Origin of the sequence: Candidatus Pelagibacter sp. HIMB1493, assembly GCF_052047995.1 — a bacterium.
Taxonomy (GTDB): Bacteria; Pseudomonadota; Alphaproteobacteria; order Pelagibacterales; family Pelagibacteraceae; genus Pelagibacter.
In genome coordinates this window covers 522916-547120 of sequence record NZ_JBNAIP010000001.1, presented here as the reverse complement: position 1 = coordinate 547120, position 24205 = coordinate 522916, and the positions used below count along the sequence as shown (strand labels likewise).

The 24205-nt window shown below is 26.8% G+C and carries 25 protein-coding genes; 15 read left to right on the top strand and 10 right to left on the bottom strand.

Annotation, left to right across the window (positions count from 1 at the left end):
- Window positions 1-23: 23 nt before the first annotated feature.
- From lpxD to lpxB, 4 genes are read left to right on the top strand one after another with little or no spacing between them, the layout of a single operon-like run.
- Window positions 24-1004, top strand: coding sequence for a UDP-3-O-(3-hydroxymyristoyl)glucosamine N-acyltransferase (gene lpxD / locus ACTTBK_RS02920; RefSeq protein ID WP_440618488.1), 981 nt, complete (start codon window positions 24-26; stop codon window positions 1002-1004).
- Window positions 1001-1783: an acyl-ACP--UDP-N-acetylglucosamine O-acyltransferase gene (gene lpxA / locus ACTTBK_RS02915; RefSeq protein ID WP_440618487.1), complete on the top strand. Its 783-nt coding sequence runs from the start codon at window positions 1001-1003 to the stop codon at window positions 1781-1783. Before lpxD ends, lpxA begins: the two co-directional genes overlap by 4 nt.
- 1 nt (window position 1784) lies before the next feature.
- Window positions 1785-2570, top strand: coding sequence for an LpxI family protein (locus ACTTBK_RS02910; RefSeq protein WP_440618486.1), 786 nt, complete (start codon window positions 1785-1787; stop codon window positions 2568-2570).
- Window positions 2567-3700, top strand: a complete 1134-nt coding sequence (lpxB, locus tag ACTTBK_RS02905; protein ID WP_440618485.1) for a lipid-A-disaccharide synthase — start codon at window positions 2567-2569, stop codon at window positions 3698-3700. Before ACTTBK_RS02910 ends, lpxB begins: the two co-directional genes overlap by 4 nt.
- On the opposite strand, the gene gltX is transcribed toward lpxB, so the two are convergent.
- The 7 genes from gltX to ACTTBK_RS02870 all read right to left on the bottom strand — a co-directional run bounded on the left by gltX (window position 3680) and on the right by ACTTBK_RS02870 (window position 11092).
- Window positions 3680-5077: a glutamate--tRNA ligase gene (gltX, locus tag ACTTBK_RS02900; protein ID WP_440618484.1), complete on the bottom strand. Its 1398-nt coding sequence runs from the start codon at window positions 5075-5077 to the stop codon at window positions 3680-3682. The genes lpxB and gltX overlap by 21 nt on opposite strands.
- Window positions 5078-5099: 22 nt before the next feature.
- The gene (lexA, locus tag ACTTBK_RS02895; RefSeq protein WP_440618483.1) at window positions 5100-5777 is read right to left on the bottom strand and encodes a transcriptional repressor LexA; all 678 of its coding nucleotides are present in this window, start codon (window positions 5775-5777) and stop codon (window positions 5100-5102) included.
- A gap of 89 nt (window positions 5778-5866) precedes the next feature.
- Window positions 5867-6658: an indole-3-glycerol phosphate synthase TrpC gene (locus ACTTBK_RS02890; RefSeq protein ID WP_440618482.1), complete on the bottom strand. Its 792-nt coding sequence runs from the start codon at window positions 6656-6658 to the stop codon at window positions 5867-5869.
- A complete protein-coding gene (trpD, locus tag ACTTBK_RS02885) occupies window positions 6651-7643 on the bottom strand; it encodes an anthranilate phosphoribosyltransferase (protein WP_440618481.1) in 993 nt (330 codons plus the stop codon). The genes ACTTBK_RS02890 and trpD overlap by 8 nt, the downstream gene beginning before the upstream one ends.
- Before the next feature lie 4 nt (window positions 7644-7647).
- Window positions 7648-8214 (bottom strand): anthranilate synthase component II, encoded by a 567-nt coding sequence (locus ACTTBK_RS02880; protein WP_440618480.1) that lies wholly within the window; start codon window positions 8212-8214, stop codon window positions 7648-7650.
- Window positions 8214-9671: an anthranilate synthase component I gene (gene trpE, locus ACTTBK_RS02875; protein ID WP_440619475.1), complete on the bottom strand. Its 1458-nt coding sequence runs from the start codon at window positions 9669-9671 to the stop codon at window positions 8214-8216. Before trpE ends, ACTTBK_RS02880 begins: the two co-directional genes overlap by 1 nt.
- A complete protein-coding gene (locus ACTTBK_RS02870) occupies window positions 9671-11092 on the bottom strand; it encodes a SurA N-terminal domain-containing protein (RefSeq protein WP_440618479.1) in 1422 nt (473 codons plus the stop codon). Before ACTTBK_RS02870 ends, trpE begins: the two co-directional genes overlap by 1 nt.
- Window positions 11093-11148: 56 nt before the next feature.
- On the opposite strand from ACTTBK_RS02870, the gene tpiA reads away from it, so the two are divergent.
- From tpiA to ACTTBK_RS02830, 8 genes are read left to right on the top strand one after another with little or no spacing between them, the layout of a single operon-like run.
- The gene (gene tpiA, locus ACTTBK_RS02865) at window positions 11149-11889 is read left to right on the top strand and encodes a triose-phosphate isomerase (protein ID WP_440618478.1); all 741 of its coding nucleotides are present in this window, start codon (window positions 11149-11151) and stop codon (window positions 11887-11889) included.
- A 6-nt stretch (window positions 11890-11895) separates the two neighbouring features.
- Complete coding sequence (secG, locus tag ACTTBK_RS02860; protein WP_440618477.1) at window positions 11896-12195, top strand: preprotein translocase subunit SecG; 300 nt, start codon at window positions 11896-11898, stop codon at window positions 12193-12195.
- Window positions 12196-12239: 44 nt separating this feature from the next.
- Entirely contained in the window at window positions 12240-13856 is a 1617-nt protein-coding gene (locus tag ACTTBK_RS02855) for a CTP synthase (RefSeq protein ID WP_440618476.1), read from the top strand.
- Complete coding sequence (kdsA, locus tag ACTTBK_RS02850; RefSeq protein ID WP_440618475.1) at window positions 13853-14674, top strand: 3-deoxy-8-phosphooctulonate synthase; 822 nt, start codon at window positions 13853-13855, stop codon at window positions 14672-14674. The genes ACTTBK_RS02855 and kdsA overlap by 4 nt, the downstream gene beginning before the upstream one ends.
- On the top strand, window positions 14671-15927 hold the full coding sequence (gene eno / locus ACTTBK_RS02845; protein WP_440618474.1) for a phosphopyruvate hydratase: 1257 nt from the start codon (window positions 14671-14673) through the stop codon (window positions 15925-15927). Before kdsA ends, eno begins: the two co-directional genes overlap by 4 nt.
- A complete protein-coding gene (locus ACTTBK_RS02840) occupies window positions 15927-16229 on the top strand; it encodes an FtsB family cell division protein (protein ID WP_440618473.1) in 303 nt (100 codons plus the stop codon). The genes eno and ACTTBK_RS02840 overlap by 1 nt, the downstream gene beginning before the upstream one ends.
- Window positions 16219-17139 carry a lipoyl synthase gene (gene lipA / locus ACTTBK_RS02835; protein ID WP_440618472.1) on the top strand — a complete coding sequence of 307 codons (921 nt, stop codon included), beginning with the start codon at window positions 16219-16221 and terminating at the stop codon, window positions 17137-17139. The genes ACTTBK_RS02840 and lipA overlap by 11 nt, the downstream gene beginning before the upstream one ends.
- Complete coding sequence (locus ACTTBK_RS02830) at window positions 17139-17576, top strand: type II toxin-antitoxin system RatA family toxin (RefSeq protein WP_440618471.1); 438 nt, start codon at window positions 17139-17141, stop codon at window positions 17574-17576. The genes lipA and ACTTBK_RS02830 overlap by 1 nt, the downstream gene beginning before the upstream one ends.
- Here the strand turns inward: ACTTBK_RS02830 and ACTTBK_RS02825 are convergent.
- Genes ACTTBK_RS02825 through ispF form a run of 3 tightly spaced genes read right to left on the bottom strand, consistent with a single transcriptional unit; the run spans window position 17573 to window position 19628 of the window.
- The gene (locus ACTTBK_RS02825) at window positions 17573-18040 is read right to left on the bottom strand and encodes a CinA family protein (protein ID WP_440618470.1); all 468 of its coding nucleotides are present in this window, start codon (window positions 18038-18040) and stop codon (window positions 17573-17575) included. The genes ACTTBK_RS02830 and ACTTBK_RS02825 overlap by 4 nt on opposite strands.
- Window positions 18040-18531: a phosphatidylglycerophosphatase A family protein gene (locus ACTTBK_RS02820; protein WP_440618469.1), complete on the bottom strand. Its 492-nt coding sequence runs from the start codon at window positions 18529-18531 to the stop codon at window positions 18040-18042. Before ACTTBK_RS02820 ends, ACTTBK_RS02825 begins: the two co-directional genes overlap by 1 nt.
- Window positions 18528-19628 carry a 2-C-methyl-D-erythritol 2,4-cyclodiphosphate synthase gene (ispF, locus tag ACTTBK_RS02815; protein WP_440618468.1) on the bottom strand — a complete coding sequence of 367 codons (1101 nt, stop codon included), beginning with the start codon at window positions 19626-19628 and terminating at the stop codon, window positions 18528-18530. The genes ACTTBK_RS02820 and ispF overlap by 4 nt, the downstream gene beginning before the upstream one ends.
- A gap of 23 nt (window positions 19629-19651) precedes the next feature.
- Between ispF and ACTTBK_RS02810 the strand changes: the two genes are divergently transcribed.
- From ACTTBK_RS02810 to trkA, 3 genes are read left to right on the top strand one after another with little or no spacing between them, the layout of a single operon-like run.
- Window positions 19652-21433 (top strand): ATP-binding protein, encoded by a 1782-nt coding sequence (locus ACTTBK_RS02810; protein ID WP_440618467.1) that lies wholly within the window; start codon window positions 19652-19654, stop codon window positions 21431-21433.
- Between the two features lies 1 nt (window position 21434).
- Complete coding sequence (locus ACTTBK_RS02805) at window positions 21435-22790, top strand: sigma-54-dependent transcriptional regulator (RefSeq protein WP_440618466.1); 1356 nt, start codon at window positions 21435-21437, stop codon at window positions 22788-22790.
- The gene (gene trkA / locus ACTTBK_RS02800; protein WP_440618465.1) at window positions 22791-24182 is read left to right on the top strand and encodes a Trk system potassium transporter TrkA; all 1392 of its coding nucleotides are present in this window, start codon (window positions 22791-22793) and stop codon (window positions 24180-24182) included.
- Window positions 24183-24205: the final 23 nt, after the last annotated feature.

The window sequence follows — 24205 nt, the reverse complement described above, 5'->3', positions numbered from 1 at the left end:
ATTTGCTCTGTTAAAAAACAATTATGAAGAATCCGTTTTTTAATAATTATGGTCCAATTTTAATTGGAAATATTTTAAATATATTAAATATTAAAAACTATAATTTAAATGTTAATGATGAAATTTACGATATAAAAGATTTATATACTTCAGGTAAATCAGATATTACTTTTTTTCATTCTAAAAAATATAAAGAATCAGCTAAACTGACAAAGGCATCTTTTTGTATTACTACAGAGTCTTTGAAAAATGAACTTCCTAAATCTTGTATTCCTTTAGTTGTTCAAAATGTGCTGGTGTGTGTGTCAAAAATTACATCAATGTTTTATCCCGATGCTATAAATGATGATTTTGATGATAGTATAATTGATATTAGTGAAACAGATTTCAAAGATAAAGTAATTTGTGGTAAGAATGTATTGATTGGAAAAAATGTATTAATAGGTACAAATTGTAAAATAGGTCATAATACGATAATTGAAAAAAACGTTTCTATTGGCGACAATTGTTCAATAGGTTCCAATACAATTATAAGAAATTCACTAATAAGTAATAACGTAAAAGTTTTAGATAACTGTGTGATTGGAAAGCATGGTTTTGGTTTTTTTCCAAATAAAAATAAAAATTTAAGATATCCACATATTGGTATTGTAATTATTGAGGAAAATTGTGAAATAGGATGTGGTTCTACAATTGACAGAGGATCAATGTCTAATACAGTTATTGGTAAAAACACTTATTTAGATAACCAAATACACATAGCTCATAATGTTAAAATAGGAGAAAATTCTATTATAGCAGGTCAAGTAGGAATTGCAGGTAGCTCAATTATTGGTTCAAATGTGAAAATAGGTGGCCAAGCTGGAATTTCAGGACACATTAAAGTTGGTAATAATGTAGAAATTGGTGGTGGCTCTGGTGTAATAAGAAATATTCCTGATAATACAAAAGTAATGGGTTATCCGGCAAAAAACATTAGAGAATTTTTAAGAGATAATAAATGATAGATAAAACTGCTATTATTAATTCAAATGCTAAAATTTCAAAAAATGTAACAATAGGACCTTATTGTGTTATTGGCCCCAACGTGGAAATTGGAGAGGGTACAGTTGTAAAATCTCATGTAAATATAACGGGTAATACGATTATCGGTATTAATAACCAAATTTATCCATTTGCATCTATAGGAAATGATCCTCAAGATTTAAAATTTAAAGGTGAAAGAACATCAATAGAGATAGGTGATAATAATAAAATAAGAGAGTACGTAACCATCAATCCAGGCACCGAAGTTGGTGGTGGTAAAACTAAGGTTGGTAATAATTGTCTGTTTATGGTTTCTTCTCACATTGCACATGATTGTATTGTTGGAAATAACGTTATTTTAGCAAATAACGTTCCATTGGGTGGTCATGCTTATGTAGATGATAATGCTATAATTGGTGGCAATTCAGCTGTACAACAATTTACTAGAGTTGGTAAATTTGCAATGATAGGTGGTATGTGTGGTGTAGTAAGAGATGTCATACCATATGGTATAGCACATGGGAACAGAAGCATATTGCAAGGATTAAATCTTATTGGTTTAAGAAGAAAAAATATTCCAAATAAAGAAATATTATCTCTTAGTGAAGCTTATAAAATAATATTTAAGAATGAGAATTTAACAGAGAACTTAAGTAATTTATCAGATGATTTAAGAAAAAATGAATTAGTTTCCGAAGTAGTTAATTTTATAGAAAAAGATAAGAAAAGACCAATTTGCACTCCTTTTTCAAAATAAAATGATTGGTTTGTTTTTAGGTGATACAGATTTTCCTGAAATAGTTTTAAAGAAAATTAAAAAATTAAAAAAAAAATATTTTATTATAGATTTTTCTAAAAATAATAAATTTAAAAGAGATAAAAACTCTTACAGGATTAGTATTGGAAAATTTGGAAAAATAATCAACTTAATTAAAGAAAAAAAATCTAAAAAAGTATTATTTGCAGGTAAAATTACAAAACCTAATTTAACATCTCTTAGTTTAGATTTAAAAGGTATATACTATATGCCAAGTATAATTCGAGCCTCCAAAATTGGTGATGCTGCAATTATCAAATCAATAATTAATATCCTTGCAAATGAGGGTATAAAAGTAATTAGTTCTATACACTTTAACTCAGAACTATCTCTTAAAAAAGGAAACTATACAAAAACTAAGCCTAATAAGAATGACAACAACTCAATTGAAAAAGCTAAAAATTATTTTAATAAAATTAATAGTTTAGACCATATACAGGCTTTAGTTGTCAAAGATGAAAAAATAATTGCAAGAGAGGGAAGGCAGGGGACAAAAAAAATGCTTTCAAAAGTGAAAAAAAATTCAAAAGGTATATTGATAAAATTACCTAAAAATAAACAAGATTTAAGAATGGATTTACCAACTGTCGGTTTACAGACTTTAAAAGATATTAAAAAATACGGATTAAAGGGTCTCGTTTTAAAATCTAAAAAGAATATTTTTCTTGATAAGAAAGAAGTAATAAATTTTGCAAATAAAAATAAAATTTTTATTAAAGTTGTATGAAAAAAATCTTTGTATTAACAGGTGAACCATCAGGAGATAAGCTTGCATCAACTTTAATTGCAAGATTAAAACTAGAAAATCCAGAAATAGAATATTTATCTGTTGGTGGTACTCACTTAAAGACTCTAGGAATTAAGTCTATTTATGATTTGAAGGAAATTACATACTTAGGATTTACATCTGTATTACTTAATATTTTTAAAATTAAATCGAAAATAAATAAAACAGTAGAGGAAATAATTAAATTTAATCCCGATATATTGTTAAGTGTTGATAGTCCTGATTTTACTTTGCGAGTAGCAGAAAAGGTAAAAAAAATAAACAGCAACATTAAAACAATTCATTATGTAGCACCTCAAGTATGGATATGGCGAAAGAATAGAGTCAAAAAAATTAAAAAATTTATTGATCACATTCTTTTGTTGTTTGAATTTGAAAAAAAATATTTTGATGAAGAAAATATAAAAAATACTTTTGTTGGTCATCCACTGATAGAAAAAAATCAAAATAGCAAAAGTGTTATTTACAATATTTTCCCTAAAAATAAAAAAATAATATCTATATTCCCTGGTAGTAGAAATTCTGAAATTAATGTTTTGCTACCTATAATATTGGATTTTATTAAATTAATGAACAAAAAGCATAATGAATATTTTTTTTATATTCATGCTACCGAAGAAAATAAAAGTTTAATTTTAGAATATGTAAAAAAATATAACTTTGACAATTTAGATATCGTAACTGAAGAAAATATTAAATCTGAAATTTTGTCTAAATCTATTTTTGCTGTTTCAAAATCTGGTACTGTATCACTGCAAATTTGTAATTATAATGTACCATCAATTATTATTTATAAATTAAGTTTTATTAATTTTATGATTTTTAAAATGTTAGTTAATGTAAAATTTGCAAATATAATAAATATAATTAATGATCGTGAGGTAATTCCTGAATTACTTCAAAACGAATGTAATGTAAATGAAATATATAGGTCTGTTATTTATTTTCTTAAAAACCCCGAGTTGATGAAAAAACAAGTAAGTGAATGCTCCAAAACTTTAGAAGGCATCAGGTCTAAAACATCATCTGCGAGTGAGGCAAGCTCAATCTTAATTAAGTATCTTTCTTAATCTTTTCTCAACATCTGCTTTACCTAAAGATATAACAATATCATAAAGTCCTGGACCAAATTTAGATCCTGTTAGTGCCACTCTTAACGGTTGACCTACACCCTTGAAATTTGTCTCATGTTTTTTTATCAAGTTGTTTACTATTGGTTCCAAATTGTCCCTAGTTAAACTTTCTAAGTTTTTAATTTCATCTTGAAATTCATTAATTATTTTTTTGGATTTATCGTCAATTAGTTTTAAATCATTTTCATTAAAATTAACTTCATCATTAATAATATATTTTGCATTGTTAAATATTTCTTCCAGTGTTTTTGCTTTATTTTTTAAAAATACTAAAGATGATTTTATTTTTGATGCTTTTTCTGTATCAATTTTATCTTTAAATTCTTCGCAATATCTTAAAAGATTATCGTAAAGATCATTTTCATCAATATTTTTGATATAGTACTCATTCATTGACAAAATACGGCTCATATCTAGTTTTGACGGTGATTTTCCAATACCTTCTAAGTTAAAAAATTTTATACTTTCTTCTAAAGTAAATATTTCTTTGTCTTGATATGACCATCCAAGTCTTAGTAAATAATTTCTTAACGCATCAGGCATAATTCCAATTTTTGAATAGTCATCTAATGTTGAAGCATTATCTCTCTTAGATAATTTTTTACCCTCTATTGTGTGAATTAAAGGTATATGGGCAAACAGTGGTACTCTCCATTTCATTGCTTCATAAATTTGAATTTGTTTAAAGGTATTTATTTTATGATCATCACCCCTAATTATATGTGTCATATCCATTTCATGATCATCTACAGTTGCTGACAAATTATAAGTAGGAGTTCCATCATTTCTTAATATTACAAAATCTTCTATTGTGCTGTTTTCTATTTCAACATCACCTTGAACCAAATCTTTAAGAATTGAACTTCCTTCAATTTTACTTTTAAATCTAATTACAGGTTTAATTTCTTTAGGAGCATCTTTTTCGTCTGCATCTCTCCATTTTCTGTTGTAAACATAAGGTATTTTCTTTTGTCTAGCTCTTTTTTTTTGCTCTTCTATCTCTTCAGGTGAACAGTAACATTTATAGGCATAGCCATTTTTTAATAATTCATTTGCAATTTTTACATGATCATCAATTTTACTTGACTGAATATATTCTTCACCATCATGTTTTATCCCTAACCAATTTAAGGATTTAATTATTTGTATTTTGTGTTCTTCTTTCGATCTTTCTTTGTCAGTATCTTCAATTCTTAAATGAAAAGTGCCTTTTTGATTTTTTGAATATAACCAATTAAACAAGGCAGTTCTAACACCACCGATATGAAGAGCCCCAGTAGGAGAGGGAGCAAAACGAGTTGCTACTTTTGACATCAGTGATGTTTAGACTATTTTTTTAGAAGTTTCTATATAAAGATACCAAAACACCTTGAACTTTTACCCTATCGGGGCCAAATATTTTGGTTTCATAGTTTCTATTTGCACTTTCTAATGCAACAACTTTACCTTTTTTACGAATTCTTTTTAACATTGCTTCGTGTTCGTCAATTAATGCGACTACAATTTTTCCATTATCTGCTGTATCTGTTCTTTTAATAATAACTGTATCTCCTTCGTGGATTCCAGCTTCAATCATTGAATCTCCTTGAACTTTCAATCCAAAATAATCTCCATTTTTTTCTAAATTATTTGGTAATGGTATTCTTGAAACTTCATTTTGTATTGCTTCAACTGGAGTACCTGCCGCAATTTTTCCTAATACTGGAACTTCTATTTCATCAGAATTGTTAACTTCTTCATCTAATCCACCTTTTATAACGCTTGGCGAAAAACTATTGTAAATATCATTTGCTGAAGCTGTTTCAGGTAATTTTACTACCTCTAAAGCTCTCGCTTTATGAGCTAATCTTTTAATAAATCCTCTTTCTTCTAAGGCGCTAATTAATCTATGAATACCTGACTTTGATTTTAAGTTTAGAGATTGTTTCATCTCTTCGTAAGAAGGGGATACACCAGAACTTCTCAATTTTTTGTTGATAAATAAAAGCAGGTTTTTTTGTTTTTTTGTTAGCATAAGAACAAATATCGTACAAATAATGTTCTATAAAAGTTCTTTTGATTTAACAATACTAAAAAAAGTTAGAAAAATAGGGCTTAAATTGACTACAAAACTGAAAAAATTGAATTTTCATCCAATTTTTTCAAAAGTGATTCACCAATTAAAAAAGTATTAATTGAAGTCTTACTGTTTAATTCTAATAATTCTTCTTTAGATTTAATACCACTCTCAGAGATTAAAGGTCCTTTATGGTTTTTAACAACATTATAAATATCATAGGTTGTATTTATATCTGTTTTAAGTGTTTTTAAGTTTCTGTTGTTAATACCAATTAGTGCATCTTTAAAATTTAATGCTTTTTGAGCCTCTTCAACAGTATGCACTTCTACTATTACTGACATATCTAATTTCAATGCTTCTTGATATAAATTGTTTGCAAGATCATCTGATACACCAGCTAAAATAATCAGAATTGCATCTGCACCATAACTTTTGGCGAGTGGTACTTGAAAAGTATCAATAAAAAAATCTTTACATAATATCGGTAAATTAACCTTATTTTTTATCTTACTTATATGGATTAAATTTCCCAAAAAATAATCTTCTTCAGTTAAAACTGATAAACAAGTAGCATTGTTTTTTAAATAAATATTAGCAATTTCTACTGGATTGTAGTTTTCAATTATAACACCTGCAGAAGGACTTGCTTTTTTTATTTCAGCAATAATTGAAGTTTTATTTTCTTTTAAATTGTTTTGAATTTTATCTTTAAAATTTATGTATGATTTATTTTTTTGTATTAATTCATCTAATTTTTTAAGATCTATTGTTTTTTTTAGATTATCGATTTTTTCAATTTTTTTTTTAATTATTTTTTCTAAAACGTTTTTAGACATTTTGTATTTGTTCCAAATGTGAAAAAGTTTTACCAGAAAGAATAAATTGTCTTGTGTGATTATAGGCCTCTTCAAAATCAACAAACTTTTCTGCAACGATTAAACCAGCTGCAGCGTTTAAACAAACTGCTTTTGAAAAATCATTATCTTTACCTTTAAAAATTTCAATCATTTTATCTGCATTAAATTTTGCATCATTACCAATTAAGTTCTCAAATTTTTCTGCATTCACACCAATTAAATTAGGATCGACCAAGATTTCAGATATTTCTCCATTCTTCAATTGTATTATATTTGTTTTTGCATAAGGAGATATTTCATCCAATCCATCTTCGCTATTTACTATCCATGCAAATTTTATATTTAAATTTTTTAATCCCTCTGCAAAAATTCTTAATAATTTTTTATCAAATACTCCGACAACCTGTCTTTCTACTAGAGCAGGATTGCTTAAAGGACCAATCATGTTGAAAATAGTTCTTTTACCAATTTTCTTTCTTACAGGACCCACAAATCTCATAGCACTATGATAGTTTGGAGCAAACATAAAACCAAAATTGTTATTGCTTATTTCTTGTTCTATTTCTCTCGGTTCTAAATCAATTTTAATATTAAGAGCTTCCAAAACGTCTCCTGAGCCACATTTTGAAGATACTGCTTTATTGCCGTGCTTTGCAACTTTTATACCCATACTAGCTAAAAGTAAGGCTGATGCAGTTGATATATTAACAGTGTTCATGCCATCACCACCTGTACCACATGTATCTATGCAATTTTGTACTTTTACTCTTTTTGATTTTTCTCTAAGCACATAAACACCTCCAGCAATTTCATCTGCTACTTCTCCTTTTTCAGACAGAAGTGTTAAAAAATTATAGATTTGATCCTCATCAGCTTTACCACTCATTAAAATTTCAAATGCTGACTTACTTTCTTCAAAGGTTAAATTATCTTTATTTTTTAGTTTTTCTAAAATTTTTTCCATAAAATTAATAATTTATAAAACTTTTTAAAATTTTTATTCCTATCTTAGTTTTAATACTTTCTGGATGGAATTGTACACCATGAATATTAAATTGCTTATGTTGGATAGCCATAATTACCCCATCATCAGTTTCAGCTGTAATCTCTAAATCTTTCGAAAGGGTTTTTTTATCAATAATTAAGCTATGATATCTTGTAGCTTCAAAGGTACTGGGTAGATTTTTTAAAATTCCAATTTTTTTTGATTTAATTTTGCTAATTTTTCCGTGCATTAATTTTTTTGCTTGAATAATTTTAGATCCAAAAACTTGACCTATAATTTGATGTCCAAGACAAACACCTAAAAAGGGCAATTTTTTATGTAATGATTTTAAAATGCTTATGCAATTTCCAGATTGATTTGGATTTCCAGGTCCAGGTGAAATAACAATTTTATCATATTTTTTTCTTAATATTTCTTTAGAGTTAATTTTATCATTTCTTATAACATCAACTTTTACATTTAATGAAGAAATGTAATGATAAAGATTAAAAGTAAAACTATCATAATTATCTATTAATAATATTTTCATTATCTTAAAGCATTTATCAAAGCTTTCGCCTTGTTCACTGTTTCATCATATTCGTTTGTAGGTTTACTATCAGCCACGATACCTGCTCCAGCTTGTACATAGAATTTTTTATTTTTGGCTACAGCTGTTCTTAATGCAATACAAGTATCAAATTCACCATTAGCAGAAAAGTATCCAATTCCACCAGCGTAAACTTTCCTTTTCGATGTTTCTAATTCATCAATAATTTCCATTGCTCTTATCTTAGGAGCACCAGAAACAGTACCAGCAGGAAATCCTGCCAACAGTGATTTAAATTTTGAAAACTTTTTATTATACTCTCCAACTACATTGGAAACTATATGCATTACATGAGAGTACCTCTCAATTATGAAACTCTCAGTTACCTTTACAGTATTTATTTTTGATACTTTACCAGCATCATTTCTTCCCAGATCCAAAAGCATTAAATGTTCAGAAAGTTCTTTTTTGTCTTTAAGAAGGTCTTTTTCATAAAAAAGATCTTCTTTTCTATTTTTTCCTCTTGGTCTGGTACCTGCTATTGGTCTAACTGTAATTTTATTATCTCTTAGTCTTACTAAAATTTCTGGACTTGCCCCAATAATTTGGAAGTCATTAAAGTTGAAGTAAAACATAAAAGGAGAGGGGTTAGTTACTCTAAGTTTTTTATAAATTTCCAAAGGTTTTTTTGTTAATTTTGCTTCAAATCTTTGACTTAAAACAACTTGAAAAATGTCACCAAGTTTAATGTATTTCTTAGCTTTATTAACCATTGTAAGAAATTTATTTTTAGATGTGTTTGATTTAACTTTAATTTTTTTTTCTTTTAATATTTTTTTTGTATCAATATTTTTGATTGATGATTGAATTAATAGTTTAAATAGATCAGTTTTTATAGAGTCATACTTTTTTTGATAATTTTTAATTTTTTCATCATTAAAAACATTACTTATATAAAATATTTCTTTTTTTAAATTATCATGAATAACCAAGGTTCTTGGTCTCATCAATCTTACATCAGGTAAATTAAGATCATTTTTACATGAGTTAGGAATTTTTTCTATGTACCTAATAGAGTCGTATGAAAAATAACCTGAAATTAGCGAACAAATTTTAGGTAAATTCTTAGGTGTATCAAATTTAAAATTTTCAATAATTTTTTCTATTAACTCTTCTGGTTTATCTTTAAGAATGATTTTTTTATTTTCAGTGATTAAATATGACTTTTGGTTGTTGAACTCCCATATCTTATCAGGATTTTTACCAAAAATTGTGAATCTACCTTTAATTTTTCCTTTTTCAACAGACTCAAATATAAAACTATTTTTTTCCTCTAAAAAATTATCTATTAAATTTATTACTTCATCATCAGAATTTACTTTTTTAGAAGTGTATATAATCTGATTTTTTTTGCTTCTATGTCGAAACTTAAAATCTTTGAAGCTTCGATTAATTATCATTTGAAATAGTTTTTAATTCTATCAATAGTTTTTTGATTCAATTGAACCTGATATTTATTATTCAACAGAGTATCGTAAGATTGTAAAATACTTTTTCTGTTGTTTGTATTTTGTGAATTTACAAATTCTTTATATACCTCACCTTGTTTATTTATAGTATTTTTATTTATACCTTTTATTTTGACTAAAAATATTTGATTATTAGTATTGTTTACCAAAGCAAAAGAATTTTGAGGTAATGAGTAGAGCATTTTAATTGAATTTACTTCAAACAGCTCATCATCACTAATTGAATTAATTGATCCAGTTTGGATTTTACCTAAACTTAACTCTATAAATTTACTTTCATTAAATCCATCATTCTGTATTTCTTCAATTATTTTTCTATTGTAATCAAATTTACCTTTTTGATAAATAAGCTCGACAATTTCACTTTTTACCATCTCATCATTTAGATCTGGTGAACGATCATATTCATTCTCTATATTATAAAGAATATAATTATCGCCATTTTCAAATATATCTAATTTGCTTGATTTCTTAGAGTAAATTAACTTTTCGTTCGTACTAGTGTTTTCATTTGGAGCAAATTGATTAATATTATTCACATCCACATTAATGTTTTCGATTATCGAACTAAAACTTTCATTTTGAGAAATTTTATTTTCTATTGCATCAATTTCGTTAAAAAAATCTTGATTAAATTCATCAATTCCAATTAAATTTTTTGGATTTAAAACCACATATTTGAAGTCAATATATTCTCTTTTTAATTGATCTTTATTTTCCTCAATAAATGTGTTGATTTCATCTGATGTATAATCATCTTTAATCTTATATAAATTTTCCATATCGAAGTATTCAATAGATAATGATTTATTGTTTTCTTGAAATTTACTTTCTATTAGAAATTCAGGGGTAACAGTGCCTGCACCGATAAAATCAAATAAGTGTTTCTGTAAACCTTGATTTTTTAATTTCAACTCAAACAAAGGAGCAGACATATTATTTGAAAGTAAGAATTTTTCGTATTTAATTCTTTCAAAAGCACCATTCTCGTCTTTAAAATTTTTATTGTCTTTTAAATATTTTAAAATTGTCTTTTCGTTTATAGAAAGTTTAAAATCTTCAATTTCTAGATCAATTAAAGTTGTTGAAATAAGTCCTGATAGTAATTCTTCTATAATGTTGTTGTCTAAATTATTTCTTATTGCTTCTTGTGAAATTCCACTTTGATTAACATAGTCCATGAAATCTTGAGTGGTAACGTTAGTTTTATTTATTTTCGCGATATTATTTTGATTGTTAGTGCTAAAGCCACCACCAAATCCACCAAAGCCAAAAGCTATTATGATAATTACTATTAGAACTAATCCACCAAATTGTTTCCAACCTAAATTTTTTAATTTTTCAACCATAACGTTATAAATTTATTGATCTGTAAAAAACAAATCTATAGATTAAAAAGTCAATTATGACAAATAAATATATGTATTTTATAGCTAATTGGAAAATGTTTGGAGATTTAAAAACTATAAATTCATTAGATAAAGTTATTAAATTCTCAAAAAGTCATAAAAAAAATAAGTTCAAACTAATTTATTGTCCTCCAAATACTCTAATACGTCCAATTTCAAAAAGACTTAGTAAAACAAATATTGAAGTAGGTGCACAAAATTCTCATCAAAGTTTAGATTATGGAGCTTTTACAGGTTATGTGAATTCAAGAATGCTTAAAAGTGTTGGAGCAAAATATGTGATCTTGGGTCATTCCGAAAACCGAATGGCTGGAGAAAATGACAAACTAATTAATCTTAAAATAAAAAATTCAATTAAATCTGGTTTAAAAATTATTTTTTGTATTGGTGAAACTCTAAAACAAAAAAGAGATAAAAAGACTAATGAAGTTTTGAATAGTCAATTAAAGAAAGGATTAAAATCTATCAAAAAAATTAATGATATAATTATTGCATACGAACCAGTATGGTCAATTGGAACTGGATTAATTCCTGCTTCCGAGGAATTGTCTAAATCAATTAAATTTATAAAAAGTAAATTTGGAAAAAAATCTCCAAAAGTTTTGTATGGAGGCTCTGTTAACATTAAAAATATTGATCAATTAAAAATAATTCCTGACATAGATGGTTTTTTAATAGGTGGAGCATCACAAAATCCAAAGAAATTTATTGATATAATTAAAAAAACCATTAATTAGTCCACCATGGAAACATTATTGCTTGTAATTAACATCATACTTGCATTTATTTTAGTTGTGCTTGTGCTACTTCAAAAATCAGAGGGTGGCGCTTTAGGTATTGGTGTTTCACAAGAAAATTTCATGCTATCGAGGTCAGCTGGTAGTTTTATTACTAAAGCAACTGCAATAGTTGCAACTTTATTTATTATTTGTAGCTTAGCGCTTACAATAATTTCTAGAGCAGAATTAACACCTGCAGGATCAGTTTTAGACACAGTTGAAGAAAAAACTGAAGATACTCCATCAATTCCTGAAAATAATTAATTAATACTTTCTATTTCTTTTTTTATTAGCTATAAGATAATTCCATGGCGCGATATATATTTGTCACTGGCGGCGTGGTTTCATCTCTTGGAAAAGGGTTATCATCAGCATCATTAGCTTATCTATTACAGTCACGTGGTTATAAAGTTAGGCTGAGAAAATTAGATCCTTACTTAAATGTAGATCCTGGAACAATGAGTCCATTCCAGCATGGAGAGGTTTTTGTGACAGATGATGGTGCTGAAACAGATTTAGATTTAGGTCACTATGAAAGATTTTCAGGAGTTACTGCAAAGAAAACAGATAATATTACTACAGGAAAAATTTATAGTGATGTTCTGAGGAAAGAACGAAAAGGTGAATATCTTGGAAAGACAGTTCAAGTAATTCCACATATTACCGATAGAATTAAAGAATTTATTAAATACGATACGTCAAAAGAAGATTTTGTAATTTGCGAAATAGGTGGAATTGTAGGTGATATTGAAAGTTTACCATTTGTCGAAGCTATAAGACAATTTTCAAATGATATTGGAAAAAAAAATGCTTTATTTATTCATTTAACTTTAGTTCCTTATTTAAAAGCATCAGATGAAATAAAGACTAAACCAACACAACACTCCGTAAAAGAATTGAGAAGTATTGGTATTCAACCTGATATAATTATTTGTAGATCAGAAAGACCAATACCTTTAGAGCATAGAAAAAAAATATCTCTATTTTGCAATGTTGATATTAAAAATGTAATTGAAACGGTTGATGTAAAAACAATTTATGAAGCACCAATTAGTTTTGCTAAAGAAAAGTTAGATGTTCAAGTTTTAGATTACTTTAAAATAAAATCTAAAAAATCAAATAACTTAAAACCTTGGAAGAAAATTACCAAAATTACACTTAATACAAAAAAACAAGTTAATATTGCGATAATAGGTAAGTATGTAGAATTAAAAGATGCATATAAATCATTAGATGAAGCCTTAACGCATGGAGGAATTACAAACAACCTAAAGGTAAATTTAGTTAGAATTGATTCAGAAAAATTAAAAGTTTCTGAAATTAAAAGCAAACTTAAAAATGTTTCAGGTATTCTAATACCAGGAGGGTTTGGAAAAAGAGGAACTGAGGGAAAAATCGAAGCAATTAAATATTCAAGAATTAATAAAATACCCTTTCTAGGTATTTGTTACGGTATGCAAATGGCGATAATAGAATTTGCTAGAAATAAATTAAAAATTAAAAAAGCAACTTCTTCTGAGTTTGATAAAGGTGGTGTTCATATAATTGGTTTAATGAATGAGTGGGAAAAAAGTGGAAAAAAAGTCAAAGGTACAGATAAAAATTTAGGCGGAACAATGAGACTTGGTTCTTATCATGCAATTTTAAAAGATAAGTCTAAAATTAGAGATATCTATAAATCAAGATTAATCAAAGAAAGACACAGACATAGATATGAAGTGGATATTTCATTTAAGGAAAAATTTGAGAAAAATGGACTTATATTTTCTGGTTTATCACCAGATAATAAACTTCCTGAGATAATTGAACTTAAAAATCATCCTTGGTTTATTGGAGTTCAGTTTCATCCTGAATTTAAATCTAGACCTTTATCTCCTCATCCTTTATTCTCTTCATTTATCAAAGCAGCAAAAAATCATAAATGAGTAGTATTACAGTCAATTGTGGAAATATAGAAATTTCAAACGATAAAAAAATTTGTATAATTGCTGGTCCATGTCAGCTTGAAACAGAACAGCATGCAATGGACATGGCTGGAAAAATAAAAGAAATAACTTCCAAATATGGTTTAGGTTTTATTTATAAAACTTCTTTTGATAAAGCTAACCGAACAAGTTTAAAAGGTAAGAGAGGTGCTGGTTTGGAAGCTTCATTACCTGTGTTTGATAAAATTAAAAAAGAATTAAATATTCCAATTTTAACTGATGTTCATAATTCAGAGCAATGTTCAGTAGTTGCTAATCATGTTGATGTTTTACAAATTCCAGCTTTTCTTTGCAGACAAACTGATCTTTTAATTGCTGCTGCAAAAACAAATAAAATTATAAATGTTAAAAAGGGTCAATTTTTAGCTCCTTGGGACATGGTTAATGTTACAAAAAAAATATCAAATTCAGGAAACTCAAATATTCTTGTTACTGAAAGAGGTGCAAGTTTTGGGTACAACACTTTGGTTTCTGACATGAGATCTTTACCTATTATGGCTAAGAATGGTTATCCAGTTATTTTTGATGCAACGCATTCAGTTCAGCAACCTGGAGGACAAGGAGAGTCTTCTGGCGGTCAAAGAGAATTCGTTGAGTATCTTGCAAGAGCAGCTGTTGCTGTCGGTGTTGCTGGTGTATTTATAGAAACTCATCAAGATCCTGATAATGCACCATCTGATGGACCTAATATGGTTCCTCTAGATAAACTAGAAAATTTACTAAAACAGTTAACTGAAATTGACAAACTTATTAAGTGAGTAAAATAATAAAAGTAAAAGCACGGCAAGTTTTTGATAGTCGAGGAAATCCAACTGTAGAAGCTGAAGTTTATACAAATAATTTAAGTGCCTCTGCCATATGCCCATCAGGTGCATCAACTGGAACTTATGAAGCTTTTGAAAAACGAGATAAAAATAATAAGAAGTATCTAGGTAAAAGTGTTTTAAAAGCTGTTGAATTAGTAAATTCAAAAATTTCAAAAAAATTAAAAGGTCAAATCGTTCATAATCAAGAAAGAATTGATGCTTTATTAATTAATTTAGATGGCACGAGACAAAAAACCAATTTAGGTGCAAATGCTATGCTTGCAGTATCAATGGCTGTAAAAAAACTTTCTGCAAAAGTAAAAAAACTTCCTTTGTATAAAACATTTTTTTTAAAAAATAATTTTCAATTACCTTATCCATTAATGAATATTATTAATGGCGGAGCTCATGCCAATAATGGTCTTAGAATTCAAGAATTTATGATAAGACCAGATAGAGCAAAAAGTTTCTCAGAAGCAATGAGGATTTGTTTTGTTGTAATTAAAAACCTAAGTAATTTAATAAAAAACAAAGGTTACTCTACTTCAGTGGGTGATGAAGGTGGTTTTGCACCAATGATTAGTAGCAATAACCAGGCTTTAGATTTGATTGTCTCAGCAATTAAGAAATCTGGATTTGTTAATGGTAAAGATGTTTCAATTTGTTTGGATGTAGCTGCAAATGAACTATTAAAAAAAAACAAATATTCAATCCATTCAAAAAATTTTGTTTCTGTTGAAAAATCAATAAAAGAATACCAAAAAATTATTAAGAAATATAAAATTAAATCTATAGAAGATCCTTTTGCAGAAAATGACTGGTTAGCTTGGAATAAATTAATGCGTTCTATAAAAAACGTTCAGATTGTGGGAGATGATCTTTATGTTACAAATCTTGAAAGATTAAAAAAAGGATTTTTAAATATTTCATCTAATTCGATATTAATTAAACTTAATCAGATAGGTACTGTTTCTGAAACTCTAGATGTAATTAAATTTGCTCAAACTATCGGTTATAAAACAATAATTTCTCATAGATCTGGAGATAGTGAAGACACATTCATTGCTGATTTAGCAGTTGGAACAAATTCTAATCAAATTAAAACAGGATCTTTAGCACGTTCAGAAAGAGTTGCTAAATATAATCAATTAATTCGTATTGAAGAAGAACTTGGAAATAAGGCAAGAATGAATAAAATCAATTAATGTTGAGATTAATAAAAAGAAATTATTTTTTATTAACATCAATTTTTTTAATATTTTATTTTATATTTAATTTAGTTTCTGGAGAAAGAGGGCTTTTTTCATATTTTGAAAAAAAAGAACTTTTGTCTGACTTGAAAAAAGAAGAGACATTATTAATTAAGAAAATAGAGGATATAGATCATAAAAACTCTCTATTAAGTACAAATCTAGATTTAGATTATGTGGAAATATTAATTAGAGAAAGATTTTTATTTGGTAAAAAAGGTGAAACGATTTATTTAATTAAAAAAGATGAAAAGTAGACATCCTGAAAAAGAAAATAAGCCGATAAATCCAATAAAAAAAAAACCAGATTGGATTAGATCAAAGCTTACAAATAGCAAAGAATTTTTTTTAACGAAAACAATAGTTAATAACAATAATTTAGTAACTGTTTGTCAGGAAGCAAACTGTCCAAATATTACTGAGTGCTGGAGTAAGAGACACGCAACATTTATGATAATGGGTGATACTTGTACAAGAGCATGTGCTTTCTGTGATGTTAAAACTGGCGTTCCTGGAAATTTAGATTTGTTAGAGCCAGTCAAAATTGCAGAAGCTGTAAAAAAGTTAAATTTAAAACATGTTGTAATAACTTCAGTTGACAGAGATGATTTAGACGACGGAGGTTCTGAACATTTTTATAATGTGATTAATCAAACAAGAAAATCAAATCCAAATACAACTATAGAAGTTTTAACACCAGATTTTTTAAGAAAAGGGGATGCTTATAAAAAAGTTATTGAAGCTAAACCAGATGTTTTTAATCATAATATTGAGACTGTACCCAGTCTTTATCTAAAAGTAAGACCAGGATCTAGATATTTTGCATCCTTAGAACTTTTAAAAAATGCAAAGAAAATTGATAAAAATATTTTTACTAAATCTGGAATTATGGTTGGTTTAGGAGAAACAAGAGATGAAATATTGCAAGTTATGGATGATTTGAGAGCAGCTGATGTAGATTTTATAACTATCGGCCAGTACTTGCAACCATCAACAAAACATTTTCCATTAGATAGATATTATACCCCAAAAGAATTTGATGACTTAGGAACTATAGCAAAAGCTAAGGGATTTTTATTAGTTTCCTCATCACCTTTAACAAGATCTTCTTATCATGCTGATGAGGATTTTGCTAAGTTACAGCAAAATAGAAGAAAAAGTAATTAATGCCTAAAGCATCAGTTACACGTCACATAGCACGTGATAAACAAACATTAATTGATTTTGTTTTAGATATTGAAAAGTATCCTGAATTCATTCCATTTTGTATAGACTCAAAAGTTTATGAAACAAATGATGAGGGAAATGTAAAAAAAATAATTGCTGATCTGACCATTGGCAAAAGACCCTTTATAGATACTTATAAAAGTGATGTAAGATATGATAAAAAAAATGACACTATTCATGTAACCAATATTGATGGCCCCTTAAAACATCTTGAAAATAATTGGAAATTTATAGAAAAAGATAATTTAACTGAAGTTCAATTTGATGTTGATTTTGAAATTAAAAATAAGTTTTTGAATTTAATAATGGAAAAATCATTTCAATTTGGTTTAAACAAAATAGCTGATGCTTTTCAAAAAAGAGCTGAAAATCTTTAAGAAATAATTTTTGTAATTTTATTTAATACTTCTCTTACTGCATTTTTTTGAATACTTAATCTATTCCTAGATTTAAATTTATTTTCTAAAATTAATAAATATTTTCCTGTTTTTATACCAATATAGACAAGACCAACTGGTTTTAATTTTGATCCTCCTCCTGGCCCAGCTATACCTGTAATTGATACATTGATTTTGCTCTTCGAAATTTTCGATAAATTTTTTACCATTGCTTCACAGCATTCTTTGCTTACAGCACCATATTCTTTAATGATATTACTATTTACTTTTAAGATTTTGATTTTTGCATCATTAGAGTAAGTAATTAAACCCATTTGAAAGTATCTGGATGAATTTGCTAGTTTAGTAAGATTGCTAGCCAACAAACCCCCTGTACAAGATTCAGCTACAGAAATTGTTAATTTCTTATCTATCAATTTTTTATGTAGTTTTTTTAAATTCATTAAAATATGAAACTAACTATATAGACTACAACCATTGAGTATAGACCAGCCATTATATCATCCATAATTATACCAAAATAATTTTTATGATTTTTATCGAAATAGCTTACCGGAAATGGCTTTAAAATATCAAAAAATCTAAATGATAATAAAGAAATAATATAATAAAATTCAATAGCAATATTGATTTGATTGGTTTGATTTAAATATAGTAAAAGTATCAAGGGCATAGATTGACCCAAAACTTCATCAATTACAATTTGTCTAGGATCTTTATTTTCAAATTCACTCTCAGTGTCTTTGACTGCATAAAAAGAGTAAAAAAACAAAATAATAAAAAAAACAATTGAGAATTTTAAACTTGTATAATCAAGAATTTCATAGGCAATATAAATAAAGACTGTTGTTACAAACGATGTAACAGTGCCAGGCATTATTGTTAAGTAGCCGTATCCAAAGAAAGTTGAAATTAAAACATTAATTTTTTTCATTTTGATATCGAGCAAATTACTTCACAGGCAATTGCTTTTTCTTTTCCTATTAATCCAAGTTTTTCCGTAGTTTTACCTTTTAAATTAATTAAATCTTTATTTAAATCTAACAGATTTGAAAGAGAATTAATTATTTTATCTCTGTATTTTGATATTTTTGGTTTTTCACATATCAAATTAATATCTAAATTATTTATATGGTAATTATTTGAATTCAATAATTTTATTATTGGTTTTAGCATTTTTGGAGATCTAATATTTTTAAACTTATTACTGTTATCTGGAAAAAAAGTTCCAATATCCCTTTTTCTCATAGCTCCTAACAATGAGTCAATTATCGAATGAATAATTACATCACCATCAGAGTGTCCTTTTAATCCTGAGTGATAAGGTATTTTAATACCCCCTAAGTAAAGTTTTTTACCTATGATTAATTTATGGATATCAAATCCAATACCGAAGTAGGTTAATTTTTCCCTAATATCTTCTTTGAAAGTAATTTTAGTGTTTAAATTTTCTCCATGAATAAATTTTACACTTAGGTTTTTTTCAATAAATAATGTTGCTTCATCTGTAATCATTTTTTTTTGTTTAATTGACAAATTATACAAATCTTGAAATTTAAAAGCTTGAGGAGTTTGTGTTAGAAATGAATTATCTCTACTTAAATTGAATATTTGATTTTTAATTTTATACTTGATTGAGTCTTTAGATTTGATTGCAGGTACTACTGCTTTATTTTTTTTTAGTGAATTAATTAATCTTTTTAATAAATTTATTGTGAAGTTAGGTCTTGCTGCATCATGGATTAGTACATTGGTAGGTTTGTATTTCTTGATAAATTTTAAAGCAATCAACGATGAATCAGATCTTTCTTTCCCACCAATGATAATTGAAACATTTTTTGGAAATTTTTCTTTAATTTCTTTTTTTTTGTTAACTACAATTATTATTTTTTTGAAAAGTTTTGACTTTATAGCCTTATCAAGAGAGTGTTTGAATAAAGGTTTACCCTCATAAATATTGTATTGTTTTGGTTTTTTTGAATTAAATCTTTTGCTTTGTCCTGAAGCAAGTATTATAAAATAGTTACTCATATTTATAGAAATTTTATACCTAAATGTCAGATTTTATTAAAAAAAATATTTATTTGATAATATTATTTATTATCACATTATCGATAGGTTTTTTAACGTTTTTAACTTTTATTGATAAAGGTTTTATTCAATTAACAGACAAAAATTTACAATATTTACTGATACTAAATATTTTTTTACTAGCCGCTCTTTTTGTTTTTATTTTTTTTGAAATTAGAAGGGCAATAAGAACAGATGTAGATAAAGATGGTTTAAAATCTAACAAAAAATATATTACTGTTTTTGCTCTCTTCACTTTAATACCTTCGGTTTTAATTTCTATTTTTTCGTTATTTTTATTTTCTTTTGCTTTGGAAAAATATTTTGACAAGAAAGTTACTACTGTAGTTAATAATTCTTACGAGTTAGCTCAAAATTACGTAGAGGAAATTAGAAATAAAATCCAATCAGATATTGTACTAATTGCTTTTGATACTAATAAAAGTAAAAATTTTCTAAATGATAATCCTAATGAATACAAAAGATTCTTAGATACACAGAAATTAATCAGAGGTGTTGATGAAATACATATAATAGACATTGATAAAAAATTATTGTTCACTTCTCTTCAAGACAATCAGCCATATATACCACCTGTTGATAGAGCATTAGCATTAGTGCTTGATGATGATAGGCCATTAAAAATAATTAATGCTCCTGAAAATATGTCAGCTGCAATAATGAGATTACAAAATTTTGATAATAGATTTTTGTACGTTGTAAAATATCTTGATAAAGATATTTCAAGATACTTAAACGAGTCACAAGAAGCTATTAATTTCTATTATACTGTTGAAGAAAAGAGTACAGGCATTAAAATTTCTTTTGCAATTATTTATGTTATTGTTGTAAGTGTATTGCTGTTTGTATCTATATCAATAGCTATACGATTTTCTTCTAGATTTTTTCGATCTATTAATAATTTAATAAATGCTTCTGTATCAATTGGAGATGGAAAATTTGATACAAAAGTTCCAGAAGTAAAAACTGACAAAGATTTAGAAATATTAAACAAAAATTTTAACTTAATGATCGATAGACTTAGAAATCAACAAGACAAATTAATTATTAATGAAAGACATGAAGCATGGAGTAACTTAGCAAGAAAATTAGCCCACGAAATTAAGAACCCATTAACTCCAATTCAGTTAACAATAGATAGAATGAAATCAAAATATTCTAATCAAGTCAATGAAGACGATAAAAAAAATTTTAACGAAAACCTTAAGATTATAAATAATCAAATTAAACAAATAGGAAATTTAGTTAATGAGTTTTCTGATTTTGCTCGTATGCCAAAACCAATTTTAAAAGAAAATAATTTAATTCAAATTATTGAAGAAAATATCAAATTATTAAATGAGTTAGATAATTCGATTAATATTTCTCTTAACACCAATTCAAAAGAAGTTTTTTTAAATAGTGACAAAGAACAACTTGCAAGAGTTTTCTTTAATTTAATTAAAAATTCTATCGAAAGTATCCAACAAAGAGCAGAAAATGATAGTAATTTAGAGAAAATAATTACGATTGAAGTTAATGAAGAAAATAACCATATAACAATTAATTTAATTGATAATGGTATCGGTTTTGGAATATTTGCAGCAAATATTAAAGATATTTTAAATCCATACTTTACTACTAAAAAAAATGGAACTGGACTTGGTCTTTCAATAGTGAGTAAAATTATAAATGACCATAATGGAAAAATTGAATTTATACCTTTAGACGAAGGTGCAAAAATTAAAATAGATTTTATTAAATAGAATGAGTTCTGAAATTTTAATTGTAGATGATAACGCTGATATAAGGAATATCATTAATGAGTTAATTTTGGATGCTGGTTACAAAACAAGACTTGCCGCTAATTATAATCAAGCATTATCTGAAATAGATAAAAAACTTCCAGATGTTGCAATTCTTGATGTTAAATTAGATAAGGGTGATAATGATGGTATAGAATTGTTATCACATATTAAATCAAAAGATAAAGATGTACCCGTTATAATAATATCAGGACATGCAAATATAGAAATGGCTGTAAAATCTCTTCACGAAGGAGCCTTTGAATTTATCGAAAAACCTTTTGATCAAGAGAGATTGCTCAATTTTGTTAGAAGAGCAGTTGAGAACTACAACCTTAAAAAACAAAATAAAGAATATGAAACAAAATTATTTTCATCATATGAATTAATTGGAAATAGCAAAAATATTCTAAATATAAATGATCAAATTAAAAAAATTTCTATTACAGAAAGTAGAGTATTTATTAATGGTCCTTCAGGATCTGGAAAAGAATTAATTGCAAGAAAAATTCATAAATTATCAAAAAGAAATAAAAATCCCTTTGTAGTTTTGAATGGAGCTTTATTAGACTCAAACAAATATGAACTTGAATTGTTCGGAGAAGAAAAGGACAATGGCTCTATATCTTATGGAGCTTTAGAAAAAGCTAACAAAGGAACCTTATTAATAGATCAAGTTTCTGAAATACCTTTAGATATACAATCAAAAATTTTAAGAGTTTTAACTGATCAAAAATTTAAGAGAGTTAATGGTTCAAATGACGTAAGTGTAAATGTTAGATTAATATGCTCGTCAAGTAAGGATTTGAAGAAAGAAATTGAAATAGGAAATTTTAGAGAAGATTTATTTCATAGACTTAATGTTTTTGAAATAAATGTTGAACCATTGAGTCAACGTATTTCAGATATTCCACTTTTGATTAAATATTTTTCAAAAAAAATATCTGAAAACTACAATATTAATGAATTAGAAATAGATGAAGACGATACTTATATCCTAAATCATGATTGGCACGGTAATGTTAGAGAATTAAGAAATCTGATAGAAAGAATTGCGATTTTACAGCCTGATACAAAGGAAAAAATTTCAAATATAATAAAAGAGTCCTTAAAAAATATTAATTTCAAAGAACAATTGGCTGAAAACAGCCTATCTGTGCCATTAAAAGAGGCTAGAGAAAAATTTGAAAAGGAGTATTTAACTATTCAATTGAAAAAATTTAATGGAAATATTTCAAAAACAGCTAATTTTGTTGGAATGGAAAGAAGTGCCTTACACCGAAAGTTAAAAGGCCTAGGAATTAAAGAATTTAATTAAATGAACATAATCATTTGTGGTGCAGGTAGAGTAGGTTTTACTATTGCTAAACAGCTTAGTGATCAAGGTCATTCTATTACTGTAATAGATCCATCTAGCGAAGATATTCAGAAAATTGATGATGCACTTGATGTTAAAGCTATAGTTGGAAAAGGAAGTTATCCGTCAATTCTTGAAAAGGCCAACGCACAAGAGGCCGATATGATTATTGCAGTAACTCGAAATGATGAAATCAACATGGTTATATGTCAAATTGCATTTTCTATTTTTAAAATACCAAAAAAGATTGCCAGAATTAGATCTCAGGATTATTTAAATCCCAAGTTTACAACTGTTTATAACAAAGAAAACTTACCTATAGATGTTATTATTTCACCAGAAATTGAAATTGCAAAATCAATCCAAAGAAAACTCGAAGCTCCTGGAGCTTTAGATAGTGTTCCTTTTGCAGACAATAAAATCAGGTTATTAGAAATATTAATTAATGAAAATTGTAATTTGATCAATATTAAATTAAGTGATCTTACAAAAAAATACCCTAATCTCAAAGCAAATGTAATAGGTGTGATAAGAGAGGATAAGTTTTTTATTCCAAAAAAAACCGATGAAATAATAGCCAATGATAAAATTTATGTAATTATAAATTCAACTCAAATGTCAGAAACACTGGAAGCATTTGGACATAACGAAAAAGTTTCTAAAAAAATTCTTATAGTTGGTGGAGGTAATATTGGTTTTAATTTAGCCAAAAATATTGAAGAAAATTTAGATGCTGCAAGAGTAAAAATTATTGAAAAAAATAAAGATAGGGCTGAATTTCTTGCAAGTGAGCTAAACAATACAATAGTTATTAATGGAGATGCGTTAGATGAGGAAGTTTTAGCTGAAGCAAACTTAGAAGAAGCAGAGACTGTTCTGGCTCTTACAAATGATGATGAGGATAACTTAATGGTAAGTGTACTAGTTGAAAAATTTGCAAAAGATGAAAAAGAAATTGATGACAAGAGAACAATGGCATTAATTAATAAGCCAAATTATTCATTATTACAGAACTCACTCAAAATTGACGATTTGATTGATCCTAGAATGAATACTGTTTCTAGTATTTTAAAGCATATACACAAAGGAACAATTGAAACAGCTTATACAATTATGAATGGTGAATATGAGGTGATAGAAGCAGAGATAATAGAGACATCTGAATTAATTAATAAAGAATTAAAAAATTCAAATCTTCCAGATGAAATTCGAATAGGTGCCGTACTTAGAGACAATAAAGTAATTATACCTAGATCTGACTTCGTATTTCAAAAAGAAGATAAAGTAGTTTTTTTAGCTAAAAAAGACTCAATCTCAGTTGTTGAAAATATTTTTAGAATTAGCTCAATTTAATTAAATGCCAATACTTCGGGTAA

Bases quoted from the DNA above. Each gene is read 5' to 3' on its own strand.
- lpxD (WP_440618488.1), top strand. From the start codon at position 24: ATGAAGAATCCGTTTTTTAATAATTATGGTCCAATTTTAATTGGAAAT.
- lpxA (WP_440618487.1), top strand. From the start codon at position 1,001: ATGATAGATAAAACTGCTATTATTAATTCAAATGCTAAAATTTCAAAA.
- ACTTBK_RS02910 (WP_440618486.1), top strand. From the start codon at position 1,785: ATGATTGGTTTGTTTTTAGGTGATACAGATTTTCCTGAAATAGTTTTA.
- lpxB (WP_440618485.1), top strand. From the start codon at position 2,567: ATGAAAAAAATCTTTGTATTAACAGGTGAACCATCAGGAGATAAGCTT.
- gltX (WP_440618484.1), bottom strand. From the start codon at position 5,077: ATGTCAAAAGTAGCAACTCGTTTTGCTCCCTCTCCTACTGGGGCTCTT.
- lexA (WP_440618483.1), bottom strand. From the start codon at position 5,777: ATGCTAACAAAAAAACAAAAAAACCTGCTTTTATTTATCAACAAAAAA.
- ACTTBK_RS02890 (WP_440618482.1), bottom strand. From the start codon at position 6,658: ATGTCTAAAAACGTTTTAGAAAAAATAATTAAAAAAAAAATTGAAAAA.
- trpD (WP_440618481.1), bottom strand. From the start codon at position 7,643: ATGGAAAAAATTTTAGAAAAACTAAAAAATAAAGATAATTTAACCTTT.
- ACTTBK_RS02880 (WP_440618480.1), bottom strand. From the start codon at position 8,214: ATGAAAATATTATTAATAGATAATTATGATAGTTTTACTTTTAATCTT.
- ACTTBK_RS02870 (WP_440618479.1), bottom strand. From the start codon at position 11,092: ATGGTTGAAAAATTAAAAAATTTAGGTTGGAAACAATTTGGTGGATTA.
- tpiA (WP_440618478.1), top strand. From the start codon at position 11,149: ATGACAAATAAATATATGTATTTTATAGCTAATTGGAAAATGTTTGGA.
- secG (WP_440618477.1), top strand. From the start codon at position 11,896: ATGGAAACATTATTGCTTGTAATTAACATCATACTTGCATTTATTTTA.
- ACTTBK_RS02855 (WP_440618476.1), top strand. From the start codon at position 12,240: ATGGCGCGATATATATTTGTCACTGGCGGCGTGGTTTCATCTCTTGGA.
- kdsA (WP_440618475.1), top strand. From the start codon at position 13,853: ATGAGTAGTATTACAGTCAATTGTGGAAATATAGAAATTTCAAACGAT.
- ACTTBK_RS02840 (WP_440618473.1), top strand. From the start codon at position 15,927: ATGTTGAGATTAATAAAAAGAAATTATTTTTTATTAACATCAATTTTT.
- lipA (WP_440618472.1), top strand. From the start codon at position 16,219: ATGAAAAGTAGACATCCTGAAAAAGAAAATAAGCCGATAAATCCAATA.
- ACTTBK_RS02830 (WP_440618471.1), top strand. From the start codon at position 17,139: ATGCCTAAAGCATCAGTTACACGTCACATAGCACGTGATAAACAAACA.
- ACTTBK_RS02825 (WP_440618470.1), bottom strand. From the start codon at position 18,040: ATGAATTTAAAAAAACTACATAAAAAATTGATAGATAAGAAATTAACA.
- ACTTBK_RS02820 (WP_440618469.1), bottom strand. From the start codon at position 18,531: ATGAAAAAAATTAATGTTTTAATTTCAACTTTCTTTGGATACGGCTAC.
- ispF (WP_440618468.1), bottom strand. From the start codon at position 19,628: ATGAGTAACTATTTTATAATACTTGCTTCAGGACAAAGCAAAAGATTT.
- ACTTBK_RS02810 (WP_440618467.1), top strand. From the start codon at position 19,652: ATGTCAGATTTTATTAAAAAAAATATTTATTTGATAATATTATTTATT.
- ACTTBK_RS02805 (WP_440618466.1), top strand. From the start codon at position 21,435: ATGAGTTCTGAAATTTTAATTGTAGATGATAACGCTGATATAAGGAAT.
- trkA (WP_440618465.1), top strand. From the start codon at position 22,791: ATGAACATAATCATTTGTGGTGCAGGTAGAGTAGGTTTTACTATTGCT.